The organism is Peredibacter sp. HCB2-198 (assembly GCF_045999315.1).
Taxonomy (GTDB): Bacteria; Bdellovibrionota; Bacteriovoracia; order Bacteriovoracales; family Bacteriovoracaceae; genus Peredibacter.
Map to the genome: position 1 here is coordinate 2,248,179 of NZ_CP174607.1, position 13,889 is coordinate 2,262,067.

Annotated in this window: 20 protein-coding genes; 9 read left to right on the forward strand and 11 right to left on the reverse strand. The window is 41.9% G+C overall.

The annotated features are described in order from the left end of the window. The first annotated feature begins 142 nt into the window (after positions 1 to 142). A complete protein-coding gene (locus ACJVC5_RS11130) occupies positions 143 to 565 on the forward strand; it encodes a GFA family protein (protein WP_408095584.1) in 423 nt (140 codons plus the stop codon). Positions 566 to 746: 181 nt separating this feature from the next. Here the strand turns inward: ACJVC5_RS11130 and ACJVC5_RS11135 are convergent, their stop codons facing one another. Together ACJVC5_RS11135 and ACJVC5_RS11140 are read right to left on the reverse strand one after the other, a co-directional pair. Continuing rightward, on the reverse strand, positions 747 to 1,124 hold the full coding sequence (locus ACJVC5_RS11135) for an NUDIX hydrolase (protein ID WP_408095585.1): 378 nt from the start codon (positions 1,122 to 1,124) through the stop codon (positions 747 to 749). An 18-nt stretch (positions 1,125 to 1,142) separates the two neighbouring features. After that, on the reverse strand, positions 1,143 to 1,754 hold the full coding sequence (locus ACJVC5_RS11140; protein WP_408095586.1) for a short chain dehydrogenase: 612 nt from the start codon (positions 1,752 to 1,754) through the stop codon (positions 1,143 to 1,145). Between the two features lie 85 nt (positions 1,755 to 1,839). Here ACJVC5_RS11140 and ACJVC5_RS11145 point away from each other — a divergent pair, with 85 nt between their 5' ends. Continuing rightward, positions 1,840 to 2,763 carry a LysR family transcriptional regulator gene (locus ACJVC5_RS11145; RefSeq protein ID WP_408095587.1) on the forward strand — a complete coding sequence of 308 codons (924 nt, stop codon included), beginning with the start codon at positions 1,840 to 1,842 and terminating at the stop codon, positions 2,761 to 2,763. Here ACJVC5_RS11145 and ACJVC5_RS11150 read toward each other — a convergent pair. Beyond that, positions 2,752 to 3,327, reverse strand: coding sequence for a YdeI/OmpD-associated family protein (locus ACJVC5_RS11150; RefSeq protein WP_408095588.1), 576 nt, complete (start codon positions 3,325 to 3,327; stop codon positions 2,752 to 2,754). The two genes, ACJVC5_RS11145 and ACJVC5_RS11150, sit on opposite strands and share 12 nt — an antisense overlap. 24 nt (positions 3,328 to 3,351) lie before the next feature. On the opposite strand from ACJVC5_RS11150, the gene ACJVC5_RS11155 reads away from it, so the two are divergent. The 3 genes from ACJVC5_RS11155 (at position 3,352) to ACJVC5_RS11165 (ending at position 5,176) form a co-directional block, all read left to right on the forward strand. Then, entirely contained in the window at positions 3,352 to 4,254 is a 903-nt protein-coding gene (locus ACJVC5_RS11155) for a M14 family metallopeptidase (protein ID WP_408095589.1), read from the forward strand. Beyond that, positions 4,242 to 4,484: a hypothetical protein gene (locus tag ACJVC5_RS11160; RefSeq protein WP_408095590.1), complete on the forward strand. Its 243-nt coding sequence runs from the start codon at positions 4,242 to 4,244 to the stop codon at positions 4,482 to 4,484. Before ACJVC5_RS11155 ends, ACJVC5_RS11160 begins: the two co-directional genes overlap by 13 nt. Before the next feature lie 164 nt (positions 4,485 to 4,648). Continuing rightward, positions 4,649 to 5,176, forward strand: coding sequence for a hypothetical protein (locus ACJVC5_RS11165; protein WP_408095591.1), 528 nt, complete (start codon positions 4,649 to 4,651; stop codon positions 5,174 to 5,176). 5 nt (positions 5,177 to 5,181) lie between these two features. Here ACJVC5_RS11165 and ACJVC5_RS11170 read toward each other — a convergent pair whose 3' ends face one another. The 3 genes from ACJVC5_RS11170 to ACJVC5_RS11180 form a co-directional block, all read right to left on the reverse strand. Continuing rightward, on the reverse strand, positions 5,182 to 7,374 hold the full coding sequence (locus tag ACJVC5_RS11170; RefSeq protein WP_408095592.1) for a PAS domain-containing sensor histidine kinase: 2,193 nt from the start codon (positions 7,372 to 7,374) through the stop codon (positions 5,182 to 5,184). 163 nt (positions 7,375 to 7,537) lie between these two features. Continuing rightward, the gene (locus ACJVC5_RS11175; protein ID WP_408095593.1) at positions 7,538 to 7,795 is read right to left on the reverse strand and encodes a DUF1634 domain-containing protein; all 258 of its coding nucleotides are present in this window, start codon (positions 7,793 to 7,795) and stop codon (positions 7,538 to 7,540) included. Next, entirely contained in the window at positions 7,795 to 8,631 is an 837-nt protein-coding gene (locus ACJVC5_RS11180; protein ID WP_408095594.1) for a sulfite exporter TauE/SafE family protein, read from the reverse strand. The genes ACJVC5_RS11175 and ACJVC5_RS11180 overlap by 1 nt, the downstream gene beginning before the upstream one ends. Positions 8,632 to 8,705: 74 nt before the next feature. Between ACJVC5_RS11180 and ACJVC5_RS11185 the strand changes: the two genes are divergently transcribed. Both ACJVC5_RS11185 and ACJVC5_RS11190 read left to right on the forward strand, forming a co-directional pair. Then, complete coding sequence (locus ACJVC5_RS11185) at positions 8,706 to 8,861, forward strand: hypothetical protein (protein WP_408095595.1); 156 nt, start codon at positions 8,706 to 8,708, stop codon at positions 8,859 to 8,861. Between the two features lie 12 nt (positions 8,862 to 8,873). Beyond that, complete coding sequence (locus ACJVC5_RS11190; RefSeq protein WP_408095596.1) at positions 8,874 to 9,020, forward strand: hypothetical protein; 147 nt, start codon at positions 8,874 to 8,876, stop codon at positions 9,018 to 9,020. Here ACJVC5_RS11190 and ACJVC5_RS11195 read toward each other — a convergent pair. Beyond that, on the reverse strand, positions 9,017 to 9,724 hold the full coding sequence (locus ACJVC5_RS11195) for a dienelactone hydrolase family protein (protein WP_408095597.1): 708 nt from the start codon (positions 9,722 to 9,724) through the stop codon (positions 9,017 to 9,019). The two genes, ACJVC5_RS11190 and ACJVC5_RS11195, sit on opposite strands and share 4 nt — an antisense overlap. A 53-nt stretch (positions 9,725 to 9,777) precedes the next feature. Between ACJVC5_RS11195 and ACJVC5_RS11200 the strand changes: the two genes are divergently transcribed. Together ACJVC5_RS11200 and ACJVC5_RS11205 are read left to right on the forward strand one after the other, a co-directional pair. After that, positions 9,778 to 10,347 carry a TetR/AcrR family transcriptional regulator gene (locus ACJVC5_RS11200; protein ID WP_408095598.1) on the forward strand — a complete coding sequence of 190 codons (570 nt, stop codon included), beginning with the start codon at positions 9,778 to 9,780 and terminating at the stop codon, positions 10,345 to 10,347. 57 nt (positions 10,348 to 10,404) lie between these two features. Next, entirely contained in the window at positions 10,405 to 10,917 is a 513-nt protein-coding gene (locus tag ACJVC5_RS11205; RefSeq protein WP_408095599.1) for a hypothetical protein, read from the forward strand. Here ACJVC5_RS11205 and ACJVC5_RS11210 read toward each other — a convergent pair. The 4 genes from ACJVC5_RS11210 to ACJVC5_RS11225 all read right to left on the reverse strand — a co-directional run bounded on the left by ACJVC5_RS11210 (position 10,914) and on the right by ACJVC5_RS11225 (position 13,832). Then, positions 10,914 to 11,240, reverse strand: coding sequence for a hypothetical protein (locus ACJVC5_RS11210; RefSeq protein ID WP_408095600.1), 327 nt, complete (start codon positions 11,238 to 11,240; stop codon positions 10,914 to 10,916). The two genes, ACJVC5_RS11205 and ACJVC5_RS11210, sit on opposite strands and share 4 nt — an antisense overlap. 87 nt (positions 11,241 to 11,327) lie before the next feature. Then, positions 11,328 to 11,678 carry a DUF1428 domain-containing protein gene (locus ACJVC5_RS11215; RefSeq protein WP_408095601.1) on the reverse strand — a complete coding sequence of 117 codons (351 nt, stop codon included), beginning with the start codon at positions 11,676 to 11,678 and terminating at the stop codon, positions 11,328 to 11,330. Between the two features lie 209 nt (positions 11,679 to 11,887). Next, positions 11,888 to 12,460, reverse strand: a complete 573-nt coding sequence (locus ACJVC5_RS11220; protein ID WP_408095602.1) for a flavin reductase family protein — start codon at positions 12,458 to 12,460, stop codon at positions 11,888 to 11,890. A 31-nt stretch (positions 12,461 to 12,491) separates the two neighbouring features. Next, entirely contained in the window at positions 12,492 to 13,832 is a 1,341-nt protein-coding gene (locus tag ACJVC5_RS11225) for a sensor histidine kinase (RefSeq protein ID WP_408095603.1), read from the reverse strand. Positions 13,833 to 13,889: the final 57 nt, after the last annotated feature.

Genomic DNA, 13,889 nt, shown 5'->3' on the forward strand with positions numbered 1-13,889 from the left:
GCGAGACACAAATCAACAAGCTGAAAGCTGCAAGTTTGCATATTGAATGATTGCGTCATAATGCATGGAGAGATGTATTTTCGTCTACTTAGCGAATTGACGATAGGGGGAGGTCCATAAATAATTTGAACAGGAGAAATGTATGCCAAAACCAGCAACGGGTAAGTGTCTCTGTGGTTCTGTTGGGGTGGCCTTCACCTATGCGAACGATCATTTCTACGCCTGCCACTGCGGAATGTGCAGAAGATGGGGAGGAGGTCCTGCGCTCACTGTAGATACGAGCAATGACCTTAGATTTTCAGGCGAAGAATTTATCAGCGTCTTCAATTCATCTGACTGGGCCGAACGTGGATTCTGTAAACAATGTGGAACACATCTGTTCTATCGAGTTAAAGAATCTGGTTTTACAAATATCTCACTTGGAATTCTCGACAATAGCGAACATTTGAAATTTCACTCTCAAATTTTCATTGATAAAAAGCCTAAGCATTATCATTTTTCGGAACAGACAGAGACTTTGACGGAAAGGGAAGTTCAAGAAAAGTATTCAATTCCTAAGATCTGAAGCGGAGGGGAATCACCCCTCCGAATAAACATATCTCACTACAGGTGCTTCATTCGTCTCTGTTACTTGTTTGTGTTCAGTCATGTGAAAAACGAGCATTAAAAACACGCCCCATGAGATAAAATTAATCGCTGCCCTCATATGTGTCCTCCTGGTTGGATACAAAGTAGCAACGAAATCTTTAGATACTATGGAAGATGGCAATATCTTCTTTAAATGTAGGCCTTAGTGTATTCAACTCGTCTTTTGAAAACCAGCGAATCTCTTCATTCTCATTGTTATTGATTTGTGGATTGCCTTTCACAATTTCGGCCTTCCACCAATGAAGCATCACTCTTCCATCGTGTGTAGGAGTGGAAGTGATCTTTTGAGTTGGACGAACTTCAATTCCCAGTTCTTCCTGCGCTTCACGAATGACGGCCTCTTCTTCGGTCTCATTCGGTTCAATATGGCCGGAAATCGGGCACCAGTATCCTGGTGCCTTTGTTTTCCAAGCGCTTCGTTTACCTAGAAGAAATTTTCCGTCCTTTTCCAGGACAATCATGATGGCCTCTTTCATGATTTAAGTTTACATGGCTTAGTAGTCGTTGTTAACGGCCTTATAGACTCTACCTGTCTCAATTCCCAATACCGATTTCATATAGGCCTGAGCGACTCGGCAGCTTGCGACACCATAATGCCCTGGGAAGAAGGAACCATACGCCGCCTTCGAGTCTTCAAGAAGATCCGGTGAGACCACATTGATTCTAATTCCACGTCCAATTTCTGCCGCGGCCGCTTGAGCGAATCCTTCTACTGCACGATTAATACTTGTGGCCGATGTTCCACCAGCGATGAAAGTGGAAGTCAGAATGCCCGAAGTAAGTGTGAATGATCCACCATCTTTGATGTACTCTTTGCCGATTTGAACCAAGTTCACTTGTCCCATAAATTTATTCCGAATGCCCACTTCCCAGTGGTCTGCATTCAATTCATGAAAAGGAACAAACGCCACATCACCAGTGGCCGAAACCAGTGCATCGAATTTTCCGATTTTCTCAAAGAGAGCACGAATAGATTTCGCGTCTGCGATGTCCACCTGATATTGGCCCGAAGTTTTTCCTACTGTAATCACTTCATGACCCTCTGACAAAAATTCTGTTACTCTCTTACCAATTGTTCCTGTTGCTCCAACTACTACGATTTTCATAATTGCCTCCCTCCTTCCTGATGAACCCAGATTACGACACATCTCAAATTGCAAAAATACACAATTGGAGACATACTGTTCACATATGGAAACAATGTCTCTAAATGCTTATTTACCTGATGTTTTGGCATTTTACGAAGTCGCAAAGTGTGGTGGATTCACCCAAGCGGCCGAGAAAATGAATTTATCGAAGGCCCAGCTTTCAAAACAGGTGGCACGTCTTGAAACGATTCTAAGAGCTCAACTCTTTTTCCGAACCACGAGAAAGATCAATCTGACAGAAGAAGGAAAGCACCTTCTTCAGTACGCTGAATCCATTGTGAAGCTTTCTCACGATGCCGCTGAGTCCATGAAAGAACTTGTGGATGAGGAAGGTGGGCTTATTCGAATTACCGCCCCAAGTTCTCTTGCTGATTCATTGGCCCCTCCATTAATCAAAATGTTTCATGAGAAGCTTCCAAACCTTAAAGTTGAAATCGAGGCGAGTAATGTCAAACGGGACCTCATCGCTGAGGGATATGATTTTGCTCTAAGAGCAATCGTTGAAACTGATCCTGAACTTGTTGCTCGATATATCGGTCATATTAAAGATGTGATCGTTGCAACTCCAGAGTACGTGAAGAAAAATAAAATTAAAGGCATTGATCCCAATGAGCTAAAAGAAGTCCCGGTCCTCATGGCCTCTCTTCGTAAGAGCTGGAACACTTGGAAGTTTCAGAAGGGGAGTAAGGACTTTTCGATTGATGTTCATGGGAACTATGCGAGTTCAAGTTATCAGACCAATCGTTGGATCTGTTTATCGGGATTGGGAGTAGCAAGACTTCCGTACTATCTGGTGGAGAAGGATCTGCAAGAAAAGAAGCTTGTCCTTCTTTATAAGGAATATTCGATTGCGACCCATCCATTGTATTTGGTCTATCCATCGAAAGGTTATAGAGCGAGAAAGAACAAGGTCGCTAAGGATTTGATCTTGAGTTGGCTTCAGGGAGCGAAGGGATCAATCGTTTAATCCCTTCCCCGCAAGAATTTGTTTCGTGTATTTCTCAATTCTTGATAAGCGAGTGGCCGCTTGTTTGGCCGATGAGAAATAAATATGATAGGCCTTCTGTCGTCCTGGAGTGAGAGACTCGAACGCCTTTTTCAGGGCCGGCTTTTTATCAAAAAGGTCTTGAAGTTCAGGGGCCATTTTAACTTTCGCTGGTTTTACTTCAACTTTCTCGCCAGACTTCACGATTGCTATCGCTTCTTTGATATAGGCCTTAATTGTGGTCTTAAGTTTTTGAACTTCTTTAACATCAGCGAATCTCATTTGACGACCCACTTGTGTGTTCTCTCCCATCTTTACTAGAACACCCTTTGGATCTTTCATGAGTCCGCCCTTGAAAAATAAAAGGGCAAGATAGTTTTTGAAATCTTGAATGAGAACAATGTTGCCACCCTCAGCTGAGTAGCTCGGTTTGCCCCATTTGATTTCTTCTTCCAGGGGACAGGTGAGGAGGATTTCGCGGAGGGCCTCCATTTCGGGCTGCCATTTTTTTGCTGAACTAATGTACTTTTCGACTTTTGAATTCATATAATCATTTTATTTGGGAGAATTATGAATAAGCAACCATTAGTCCCTTGGGGAGCCGCAGAAAAAGCAAATTGGCTTAAAGAGCAAACAATTAAGCGTTCTTATAAGGACGAAGTTCTTACCAAGATTGAGAAGCTTAAAGCTTCTTTGGACGTGACCCAGTATGGTGCTCTTTCATATAACCCTTCGCTTTATCCGGTCTTTCTTCTTAAGACTCGCAACTTTGATAAAAATAAGAAAACCATTCTCATTACAGGTGGCGTTCACGGCTATGAAACCAGCGGAGTTCATGGTGCTCTGACCTTTATGGAAAAAGAGGCGAAGAACTACACGGATACTTTCAATATCATCTGCACTCCGTGTATCAGTCCATGGGGTTATGAGACAATCAATCGTTGGAACAATCTTGCGATTGATCCAAATCGCTCATTCATTCCAAATAGTCCGGCCGAAGAATGCGTTTTGTTTTTGAAGGCAATGGAACCGTACATTAACGATATTTACGCTCACTTTGATCTCCATGAGACAACTGACACGGATAATTCTGTCTTCCGTCCGGCCAAAGCGGCGAGAGACGGTAAAGAGCCAGAACCTTGGACTGAAATTCCTGATGGTTTCTATGGAGTAGGTGATACGGAGAATCCTTGCTTTGATTTTCAGAAGGCGATCATTGATTCAGTAAGAAAGGTCACACATATTGCTCCGGCCGATGAGAATGGAAACATCATTGGTGAGCCACTTCAGCAAGAGGGTGTGATTAATTATCCACTTAAGGCCCTTTCACTGTGTGCTGGCTTCTCAAGCGCAAAGTATACAACGACGACTGAAGTTTATCCTGATAGTCCGAAAGTCACGGATGCTATTTGCAATGATGCCCAAGTGGCGGCAATTAAGGGTGGATTGGATTATCTTAAATGCGTGAACTAAGACAGGGAAAGATCGACGGAAAAATCTATCTGTTCCCAGTACCGGTGGAGAAGCATCGAAAGTATTTGGTTTATTGTTCGACCGAAGCAGAGGCGATGAAGATCAGTGAATTAGTGAGGACAGGTAAAGTCACTCATCCAGATCTTATCAGCGAAGACTTTATCTTTCTTACTTATCACACGGACAAGCAGACTAAGATTTTTGTGCTGAACCCTTCGAAGGACGCTTAACGGATAACCAAGTTGTCTTTTTTAAAAATGCTGTGTTTGTATTCATAGGCTGCTTGTCGGACACTTCAAAAAATTCCTAAATGATTATTTTTATATATAGAAGCTGTCTGTAATGGTCAATTATAAAACCCAGTGGCCCTTCTTTTAGCTGCTATAATCAATTTATGATTACCACCCTTCTTCTCGCGACTGCAGTCACAGTAACAAAGCCGGCCCCAAAGGACCCAGAGCTGAGTTGTAAGGCCATGGAAGAGATTAAGTTCGAAAGGCCCGGCATCTTTAAGAAGAAGATCAAAGATGAGATCGTTGAGTTTAACTATGATTGGGCCCAGCTCGGAGACTATCTTGTTTGGAATGGGGAAGATGTTCCGAACAAAATCATCAATACGAAAAAGAAAACTGAATGTGAGATTGAATATCCAAATGTGAGGTCTATCAAAAAATTTAAAGATCACGATCTCTTATTTGTGGACGCTTTTCGAGATAAACTCGAGTACACGGCCGTTATTAGACTCGAGGACTGCAAAAAGATTTGGGAATTAGAGATTAAGACTGAGGCGAGTGAAGTGACTTTCAACTCAACAATGGCTGTTAAAACCAATGCGATCAAAGGTTCGTCTTTGGATAAGTGCCAACAATGTTGGAATGAGAAGACCGAGGCGTGCAGGAATCTGCCGGTGACTTCGCGGTAGAAGGCCTACTCACTGATAGGCAGATACAAGGTAAAAACACATCCTTCACCCTTCTTACTGTCCACTGTGATCTTCCCATGATGTGCGAGCGCGATTTGTTGAGAAATAAACAGTCCCAGACCCATACCGCTAATCTCACTGGCCTTTACTCCACGTTCGAACCGATCAAAAATTCTCTCTTTAAGCTCTTCGGATATTCCTGGACCTTGGTCCTTGATAGCAACCGAAGCGAGTTTGTCTTCAACATTGATTGTAATGAGGAGTCTTTTACCTTCTGTATACTTAATCCCATTAGATAAAATATTCTGGATGATTTGTTCTATCCGAATTTTGTCCCAATTCCCTTCGGCATCTTGAATGATATTTAATTCAGGAACAGGGCAGTCGTTTTCTTGAAACTCTGGCTTCATGTATTTGATCACATGTTGAACAAGCTCAGAGATTTTGACTCTTTCTCTATTTAAAGCAAACTGGCCAAGACGAATTTTTGAGACGTCTAACATATCATCCACCAGACGTGCTAAACGAGAAATCTGAAGATCAGTTTCATGGGCCAAATTTTGGATCCTCTCTGGATTTAGGGCCTGGGGTGTTTTTTGTGCTAAAGCACGAAGCTGCATTTGGTTTTTAAGTTTTATTGAAGTAATTGGTGTCTTTAATTCATGACTGGCAATGGAAATAAATTCATCTCGACTTTGAAGGGCCATCTTTAGTTTTTGAGTCAGACCTTTAAGTTCTTCTGAGGCCATTTTTGCATCATGAATGTCGGTGTTTGTCCCGAGCCATTCTTTAATCGTTCCATCCTCATTTCGAATAGGAATGGCAAGACCAAGATGCCAGCGATAGATTCCGTCATGACGTTTTAAGCGATATTCAATTTGATAAGGCTCACCAGTTCGAAGCGAATTTTGCCAGGTCATTATGGTTCGATTGATATCATCTGGATGCAATATTTGTTGTTCGGTCCATCTCCAACCTTCATCTACTTCAGGATCCACCCCAAAGTAGTCATAGTGACGTCGGTTGAAAAATTTAATATTTCCCTTAGGATCAGCAATGAACACCATTTGCGGCATGGCCTCTGTATAAAAGCGGAATCTCTTCTCACTTTCTCTCAGGCGCTCAGTCGCAAGTTTTTTTTCTGTAACGTCTGAGACCCGGCTATAAAGCTTTTCTCCAACTGGATATACGGTCCAGGATAGCCAAATCCATTCGCCATTTTTCTTCCGATAACGAATCTCAAATCCAATGAGCTTTTCTCCCACGAGTAATTTCTTTCCTTGCTCAAAGGCCTCATCTACATCATCGGGGTGAACGAAATCCATCCAAGGACGAGATTTCAATTCTTCCAGTGGATATCCAAGTGTTTCTTCCCAAGCAGGACTGAGTTCCAAAAAATTATTTGATTTTACATCAGAGATGGCCAGCATGTGGCCCGGAAGATTCCAGAAGTTTTGGAGAAGTTCTATGGCATCTTTCTGATCTTGAATATCAAACACAGCACCTGAATGGCCCTGAAAATTTCCTTCTTCGTCAAAAAGGGGATTGGCTAAATCAATGGACCAACGATAAGTCCCGTCCTTTTGTCGGACTCGATACTCAAATCTGAATTTGTCTTGTCGTTTAAGCGTGTCCTCAAACTGTGTCCTTAGATTATCAATGTCTTCTGGATGAATCATTTCTAACCAGCCATGGGCATGTCCATCTTCTGGTTTTTGACCAGTGATTTCAAACCACTGTTTGTTCAGATAAATATTTTTCCCATTGGCATCTGTGACCCATAAGAGAGCAGGTGATATATCAATGTTTTTCTCATACTGCATCTGGGCCTGTTTAGAGTCATTGATGTCAGTACAAGTTCCAAACCAATTTGTTATCTCCCCAATTGAGTTTCTAATTGGTACGGCACAGGCCTTAAACCAACGATAGATGCCATCGTGACGTCTCAAGCGATATTCCATATCAAAGATGTGACCGCTTTTGACAGCATCCAACCAAATATCACAAGCATTTTGGCGATCATCGGGATGAACAAAATTGAGCCATTTTTTGCCAAGTTGTTCTTCTTGATTTGCTCCGGAAAAATCAACGGATTGCTTAGAGACAAAATTGATGTCACCCTTTGGATCCGACGTCCACACAATGTGTGGAATGGCCTCAGCGATTTGTTTGAATTGTTCTGCGCTTATTTCCTTCACTACTTTGTCTCCAGTATTAAAGATACTTTACATGCAAAGCATTTGAATGAGGCAGGACACTGGCAATAAGTGTTAACACGCAACAATGGGCCGCATGACTTACTTAGTGCTTTGTTTCTTTGGTCATCGTTGAGAATTAATAAAGGGAATCTTATTAGTGATTTTAGTGCCCACCAACTAAGAAGCTCAGAACAATGATACTCATCACGAGAAGACCCGCAGAGACCATCTTAAAATCTTTTTCTTTGAGAAAGCTCAGTATAAGTCCAAGCACTCGTCCGACTGGAATTAAAATAAATAATCCAATCCCGCAATTGATCGTTGAGTTTGATGAAATTAAGACTCCAATTGTTGTCAGAAAGGTGGCAGACCAAGTTCCGTATTGGAGAAGATTTTCTAAGTTCTTTTCAATCTGTGCCATTAAAGCCCCTTAAAAGTTTTAAAGAGCATCTGAACTCCAAAGACAATCAGAATTAAAACAAAACTCATTCTTAGTTTTTCGCTAGAAGTAGAAATAAGAATTTTTGCGCCCACAAGGGCCCCAACCACAGAACCTACAACAACTGGTCCGGTAATTTCCGGAACAATGGCACCTTTAATAAAATAGGCCCCAGCACTGGCCGCGGCGGTCACTCCAATCATGAAGTTAGATGTGGCAGAAGAAACTTTAATAGGAAGTCTTAGGGCAGAATCCATGGCCGGGATTTTTAAAACACCACTCCCAATCCCTAGGAGAGCGGAGAGAACTCCCGCAAGATACATCAGAAACATTCCTAGAGGAAGATTGTGAACTGAATAGCGAACAGCACCTTGGTGAGAGTCAACATATTCTCCACCTAAAGCAAGACGCTCTCCCCAGCTTTCTGGACTTGCAGTTGATACAACTGTTTCTTTGCGTTTGAGAAACATTTGAAAAGCAGAAATAAATAAAGTCGCACAAAAAAGAAAAGATAAGAACGTGTTCGAAATCGTTCCCATTAATAAAACACCAGTGAGGGCCCCTAGAGTCGTGGAAATTTCCAAAATCATCGCAAGACGAAAGTTCGTAAGCTTGGCCTTAAGATAGGCACCTGCTCCAGCACAAGAGCATGCAATGACCGATATAAGACTTGCAGTAATTGCTGTTTGAATATCAAGATTACAAAAAAGAGTGAGAAGTGGAACAATGAAAATCCCACTGGCCATTCCTAAAATTCCTCCTAGCGCACTTGCTCCAAAAGAGATCAGGAATAGCAACAAAGTGTAAGTTGTGAGCATATTATTTTTTACACTATTTTACTCAATTAGCCAAGTTTGGCGTCTCACTTGCAACACCATTTTTGGAGGTATTTATGATTAGAAAATTGAAGTCAGGTGAATACCGCATTTACTCACGAAGTGTGAATCCAAAGACAGGGCATAGACGAAACTTAGGTACTTTTAACTCAAAAGAAGAGGCCCTCCAGCATGAACGTGAGATACAATACTTTAAGAGAAGAAAAGCATAGAAGGAGGGCCCTATGAAAAGTACATCAAAAGGTTCATTCATGCACACTGTTGGTGATGCCATTGAACGAGTTGGTGAAATGGTCACCAAAATGGGTGCCGCAAAACTCGGAACCAAAATCTATAACTTTGGTAACAAGGTTGAGCACAGTAAGGACTAAAAAATTTCACTCAAAAATTTTGCAATAGTTGAGAGTGATCTTTTATGTGCCTTTTCATTGTACTTGATACCAAGTTCTGGAATGTTTGCACCTTCCAAAGTAAAGGCATGCATTGCATGCCCATAAGCATGAATTTGCCAGTCCGCATTTGTGCGATTCATCTCTTTGGTGAATTCAAGAATACTTTCAGTGCTCACCATTGGGTCTTCCCAACCGTGAAGAACAAGCACACTTGAATGGATTTGTGTTTCTTCCAAATTTGGTGAATTTAATAGTCCATGAATACTTATGGCACCTTTAAGGCCTTCAGGGTTGGCACGAGCAAGATCTAAAGCGCATAGACCTCCAAAACAATGTCCCATAACGGCGATTTGATTGGAGAGGACCTGTGGATGCTTCTTGGCCTCGTTAAAAGCGGTTAAAAGACGTTTTCGGAGGAGCCTCCTGTCCTCAAGAAGAGGATTCATCAAGTGACTATTATCTCCATCTACCGGGCCTCGTTTGCCTTTCCCATAAACATCAAAAGCAAGACCTACATATCCTTGTTTCGCTAAATCATCCGCGATCTTATAGAAATGCTCACTCGGGCCACTCCATGCATGTCCTACTAAAACACATGGAAATTTGTTTTTTGAATTGTCTTTAGGGACAGAAATATATCCCTCGAAAGTTGTTTCTCCATCTGTGTAATCAAAAAAACTCATACACACCTCCTGTGACTTGATTATAAGTAAATGCCCATTTACTATAAAGCTCTATGGCAAGAACAAAAAAGATGAGTGATTATGAAGTGTTGGAACTAGCGTTTGAGGTCATCTCAAAGGAAGGTTTTGATTCATTTACTTTTGAGCAAGTAGGGAAGGCCGTTGGACTTTCTCCCGCTGCCATGGTGAAAAGATTTAAAACAAAAAAAAGATTGGCGCTTCTTGCCCGTAATCAGAAGTGGGACAAAAATTTATCTCAAATTAATTCAGACAAGCTACATGGCCTTATTGGAATTTTTGATTTTTTGAAGGTCATTGCATTAAGTGTAAACTCTAAAAGGCTAGGAGAGCATGTGACTTGGCTGGGCACAGAGGCCCGTCATCCAAGCTCGAAAAAGAAAGTGGCGGCCTACTTTGAAATTACCCGAGGGATTTTTTTTCGATTGGTATCTGAAGCGCTCGAGAATGGCGAGCTGAAGAACATTGAGGATGCTAAGGAACTTGCAAAAACCATGGAGGCCCTGGTTCAAGGGGCCATTTTTCAGTTCTCTTTCTTAAGTGAGTACAACATTGAGGCCCACCTTAAAAAACACTTTCAGGTGTTGCTGAGGCCTTATACTTAAGTCGTAGCAAAAGTGTCAGGCACTCAACATTTCTCTAAGTCGTCCGATATATCCATTATGCGATACTTATACCTATTACCATTCCTTATCATTTCAACAGCTTTAGCGAAACCTTGTGGCCTTCAAGGAACCATTGAAGAGCGAATCAAGGACTGTAATCAGACGAAAGGCAACTTCGTTTTAGTGGCCGCTACTGAAAAGGGTGTTGAGTTCTACAAGGACACAAAATCAAAGCTCATTTGGGGCAGTAGAGTCCCTACAGATTTTAATCACTATGGATCTCAAAAGGCCTGCGATGATGAAGTTTCAGGATATGAAATCCTAGGATCATTAAAGTGGCGCTTGCCCTCAATCCGAGAATATGAGACGGCCGCTGCGAATGGAATGAAAGAAGCGCTTCCAAGTATGAATCATTGGTTCTGGTCATCGACTCCCGTTAAGAGAAAAAGAAAGTATAGAAGACGTGCGGTCCCTGCAAGTGTGTACTTGTGGGACGGATCGGAAGAGAAAACGGACGTCGGCGATCTTAAAGACGGTGCCTCAGTCCGTTGTGTTGCTAAAGATGCTTAGTGCTTAAAGTACTCACATTTAAAATCTTCAATTCTGCTGAACTTTGCATCAGCATCCCATTGAGTCATCTCCGGTAAATTTTGGAGACATACTTTTTTAAGCTCGTCTGAGTACTTCACACTTTCAATGGCCTCAAGAGTGAGTCCACGATAGTCGACGTACTTTTTCTTTGATGATCCCATCTCATAGCAACCTTCATAACATCTTTCTACAGTGTAAGTGCAGGTGTAGCTGCAAGCGGCGTCTAGTAAGAGAGGGGAAGTGTTGGCGTGAGCGAAAGAAACAGAAATGAGAGTTAGAGTTCCGAGAGTGAGAGTTTTCATAAAGGCCTCCTGGGGTTTGCGGGAGAGTTATGGCAAATTCAGGAGACCTAAACAATCTTCAAAAATTCATATATTTCATTCTTTTATTCATGAATCAATAATGGACTCAAAACCGCCATAAATCATTCTAGAACCATCGAATGGCATGTTCTTGCCCATCTCCTTCATTTCAGGATCTTCCATCATAAATTTGTCTGCCTTGTCGCGAATCTCTTTCGACGGATACTCGACCCAGCTGAAAATGATTTCTTCATCTTCTTTTGCTTTAACTGCACCGAAGAAGTCTGTGGTCTTACCGTGGGGAACATCACTTTGCCAGCATTCAACCACGCGAGTTGCTCCTGTTTTCTTCAATAGCTCGGCAAATTTTTTGGCGTGCTCGCTGTAGATTTGTTTATTTGCTTTTGGGACCGCTGTTACAAATCCTTCTACGTACATATAAACCTCCAGGTTAATGATGATCCTCATAGTAGGTTCGTAATAAGTTCTTGTCAGTAATCTGAGCCTTACGGTTCGCGCTTGCGAAAAAATTGAGATGTCGATCGGGAGTGGTGGGAGTATCCTGTATTTAGTTCGAAGGAAGTAATAAGAGTAAAATCTAATTACTGAGAGCGAACGAAAAATGGTCTTCGAAAGAAGGCCATTTTTTATTTGGCGCTAAACGGTTCCCCAATCGCATAGTAATTTCCACCAGCGACATGATGAATACTTCTCAAGGAAGGATCAGCATCTTCAAAATGCCAATGCCCATCTTTGAAAACACGTGTGTCTGACCAAGCAGCAAAAACCTCACCAATGAATAGGTCATAAGTTTCTTGATTATGAGGTTCTGGAATGAGTTTGCAAGCAAGCCATCCTGAACAACCTTCAACAAAGGGAAGATCAAATCCTTCAAATTGAAACACTTGAACTCCGGCCTTTTTCAGTTTGTCAGGATCATTGTGAAGTGTGCTACTTCCTACCATTTGAGTAAGTTTCAACTGCGCCACTGTGGGAACTTGAATGACAAATGTCCCACTCTTTTCCACAAACGCACGAGTTCTAGTCGATTTATCGAGTACCACTGTTAGTTTCGGAGGATCAAAATCGAGAGCGCATGCCCAGGCCGCGGCCATGACATTATCTACACCTTGATAACGGGCAGAAACTAGAACGGTGGGGCCGTGGTTAATAAGTCTGAAGGCCTTCTTTAATTCAACAGGGGCAATATGACTGTTCATGACAACTCCTCAAGTATCTTTGATTATATAATTAAACTGGCAAAGTGAAATGAAAAGCTGAGCCTCGATTGACTTTACTTTCTACCCAAATATAACCACCGTGAGCACTGACAAGACCTTTAACGATTGAAAGTCCAAGCCCTGTACCTTGTTTTGCCGTTGCCTTGGCCTGCCAGTATCTATCAAAAATATGAGGAAGATCTTTGGCGGGAATTCCTGAACCGTTATCCACGACAGCAAGATGAATTTGTTCTCCCTGGTCCTCAGCCCGAACTTCTACTTTTCCACCTTCTTTGGTGAATTTAAGGGCATTGGAAAGGAGATTGGAAAGAATTTGAAGCATTCTTTTCTTATCGCATTTAACGATGACGGGCGAAGGAGGAAGAACGTTAGCAATGGTTATAGATTTTGTGTCCGCTATTGGCTTAAGAAGAGTTTCTGCCTCCAAAACCAAGTCATTGAGATTTTCTTCGCGTAGCTCAAGTTCAAATTTCCCTTCTTCAAGTTTTCGCATATCAAGAAGATCGAGGATGAGACTTTGCATAACATCTACGGCCTTTTGAATGCCATCCAGGTTTCTCACAATCTTTTCCGTTGAAGGAGAATTGCTCGTGAGATTTCGAAGGGCCATCTGACTATTGAGTTTAATCGTGCCTAAAGGATTTTTTAAATCGTGGGAAACAACCGAGAGAATATCATCTCTGGATTTAATGGCCTGAAGTCTTTTTTGACTTTGTAGACGGAATCTATTGGCGAAGAAGATGATGAGGGCGGAAATTCCGATTGTGAGAAACAACAGGAGAGTCGAGTTGAAGGTTAATTCTTTTACCATCTTCTTGCGAGCATCATCAACGTCTCGACTTTCTTCTAAGTATCTGTTCCTTTCCAGTTCTATAAGTTCATCTTCATCGTTTCTTAGTTTTGCGTTCAGTGAACGTATTTTTGGACGCTGAAGTTCCTCGACCTTTTGATCGAAAGTAAGAGGGAGCATGCTATTGAAGTAAGCAAGCTTTGCATCTTGAGTTCGGGCGATCTCGTCTAGGAGAGGATGGTCTTCAGGAGTTTCAAGCTGCCTCAGCACTTGGTGGAATTGGGCATTTGTTTCATCTAGGATTTGTTTATCTTTCGGGTCTTTTCTCAAAAGATAATTCACAGAATGAATATTGATGAGATGAGAAAGGTTCCTTAAGTGCTGGCCGCTGGAAATCCTTTGAAAATGTTCTTCCATGTCTTCCACAGATTCACTATGGTTCACGTCCATTTCGTGAAAGAGTCGTTGGCGACCATAAATAAAAAGACACACGATGAGAGTGAGAAAGGCGGCAATGAGATAATCGAACTTGATGTATTGTAGAGGATTTCGCCACTTCATCCATTCATTATACAGAAATGCGCCCCGCCAATTGATGACTCAAGGTCAAAAGGGGAG

What these genes read in the sequence shown, in the direction of transcription:
- ACJVC5_RS11130 (WP_408095584.1), top strand. Translation starts at nt 143, where the DNA reads ATGCCAAAACCAGCAACGGGTAAGTGTCTCTGTGGTTCTGTTGGGGTG.
- ACJVC5_RS11135 (WP_408095585.1), bottom strand. Translation starts at nt 1,124, where the DNA reads ATGAAAGAGGCCATCATGATTGTCCTGGAAAAGGACGGAAAATTTCTT.
- ACJVC5_RS11140 (WP_408095586.1), bottom strand. Translation starts at nt 1,754, where the DNA reads ATGAAAATCGTAGTAGTTGGAGCAACAGGAACAATTGGTAAGAGAGTA.
- ACJVC5_RS11145 (WP_408095587.1), top strand. Translation starts at nt 1,840, where the DNA reads ATGGAAACAATGTCTCTAAATGCTTATTTACCTGATGTTTTGGCATTT.
- ACJVC5_RS11150 (WP_408095588.1), bottom strand. Translation starts at nt 3,327, where the DNA reads ATGAATTCAAAAGTCGAAAAGTACATTAGTTCAGCAAAAAAATGGCAG.
- ACJVC5_RS11155 (WP_408095589.1), top strand. Translation starts at nt 3,352, where the DNA reads ATGAATAAGCAACCATTAGTCCCTTGGGGAGCCGCAGAAAAAGCAAAT.
- ACJVC5_RS11160 (WP_408095590.1), top strand. Translation starts at nt 4,242, where the DNA reads ATGCGTGAACTAAGACAGGGAAAGATCGACGGAAAAATCTATCTGTTC.
- ACJVC5_RS11165 (WP_408095591.1), top strand. Translation starts at nt 4,649, where the DNA reads ATGATTACCACCCTTCTTCTCGCGACTGCAGTCACAGTAACAAAGCCG.
- ACJVC5_RS11175 (WP_408095593.1), bottom strand. Translation starts at nt 7,795, where the DNA reads ATGGCACAGATTGAAAAGAACTTAGAAAATCTTCTCCAATACGGAACT.
- ACJVC5_RS11180 (WP_408095594.1), bottom strand. Translation starts at nt 8,631, where the DNA reads ATGCTCACAACTTACACTTTGTTGCTATTCCTGATCTCTTTTGGAGCA.
- ACJVC5_RS11185 (WP_408095595.1), top strand. Translation starts at nt 8,706, where the DNA reads ATGATTAGAAAATTGAAGTCAGGTGAATACCGCATTTACTCACGAAGT.
- ACJVC5_RS11190 (WP_408095596.1), top strand. Translation starts at nt 8,874, where the DNA reads ATGAAAAGTACATCAAAAGGTTCATTCATGCACACTGTTGGTGATGCC.
- ACJVC5_RS11195 (WP_408095597.1), bottom strand. Translation starts at nt 9,724, where the DNA reads ATGAGTTTTTTTGATTACACAGATGGAGAAACAACTTTCGAGGGATAT.
- ACJVC5_RS11200 (WP_408095598.1), top strand. Translation starts at nt 9,778, where the DNA reads ATGGCAAGAACAAAAAAGATGAGTGATTATGAAGTGTTGGAACTAGCG.
- ACJVC5_RS11205 (WP_408095599.1), top strand. Translation starts at nt 10,405, where the DNA reads ATGCGATACTTATACCTATTACCATTCCTTATCATTTCAACAGCTTTA.
- ACJVC5_RS11210 (WP_408095600.1), bottom strand. Translation starts at nt 11,240, where the DNA reads ATGAAAACTCTCACTCTCGGAACTCTAACTCTCATTTCTGTTTCTTTC.
- ACJVC5_RS11215 (WP_408095601.1), bottom strand. Translation starts at nt 11,678, where the DNA reads ATGTACGTAGAAGGATTTGTAACAGCGGTCCCAAAAGCAAATAAACAA.
- ACJVC5_RS11220 (WP_408095602.1), bottom strand. Translation starts at nt 12,460, where the DNA reads ATGAACAGTCATATTGCCCCTGTTGAATTAAAGAAGGCCTTCAGACTT.
- ACJVC5_RS11225 (WP_408095603.1), bottom strand. Translation starts at nt 13,832, where the DNA reads ATGAAGTGGCGAAATCCTCTACAATACATCAAGTTCGATTATCTCATT.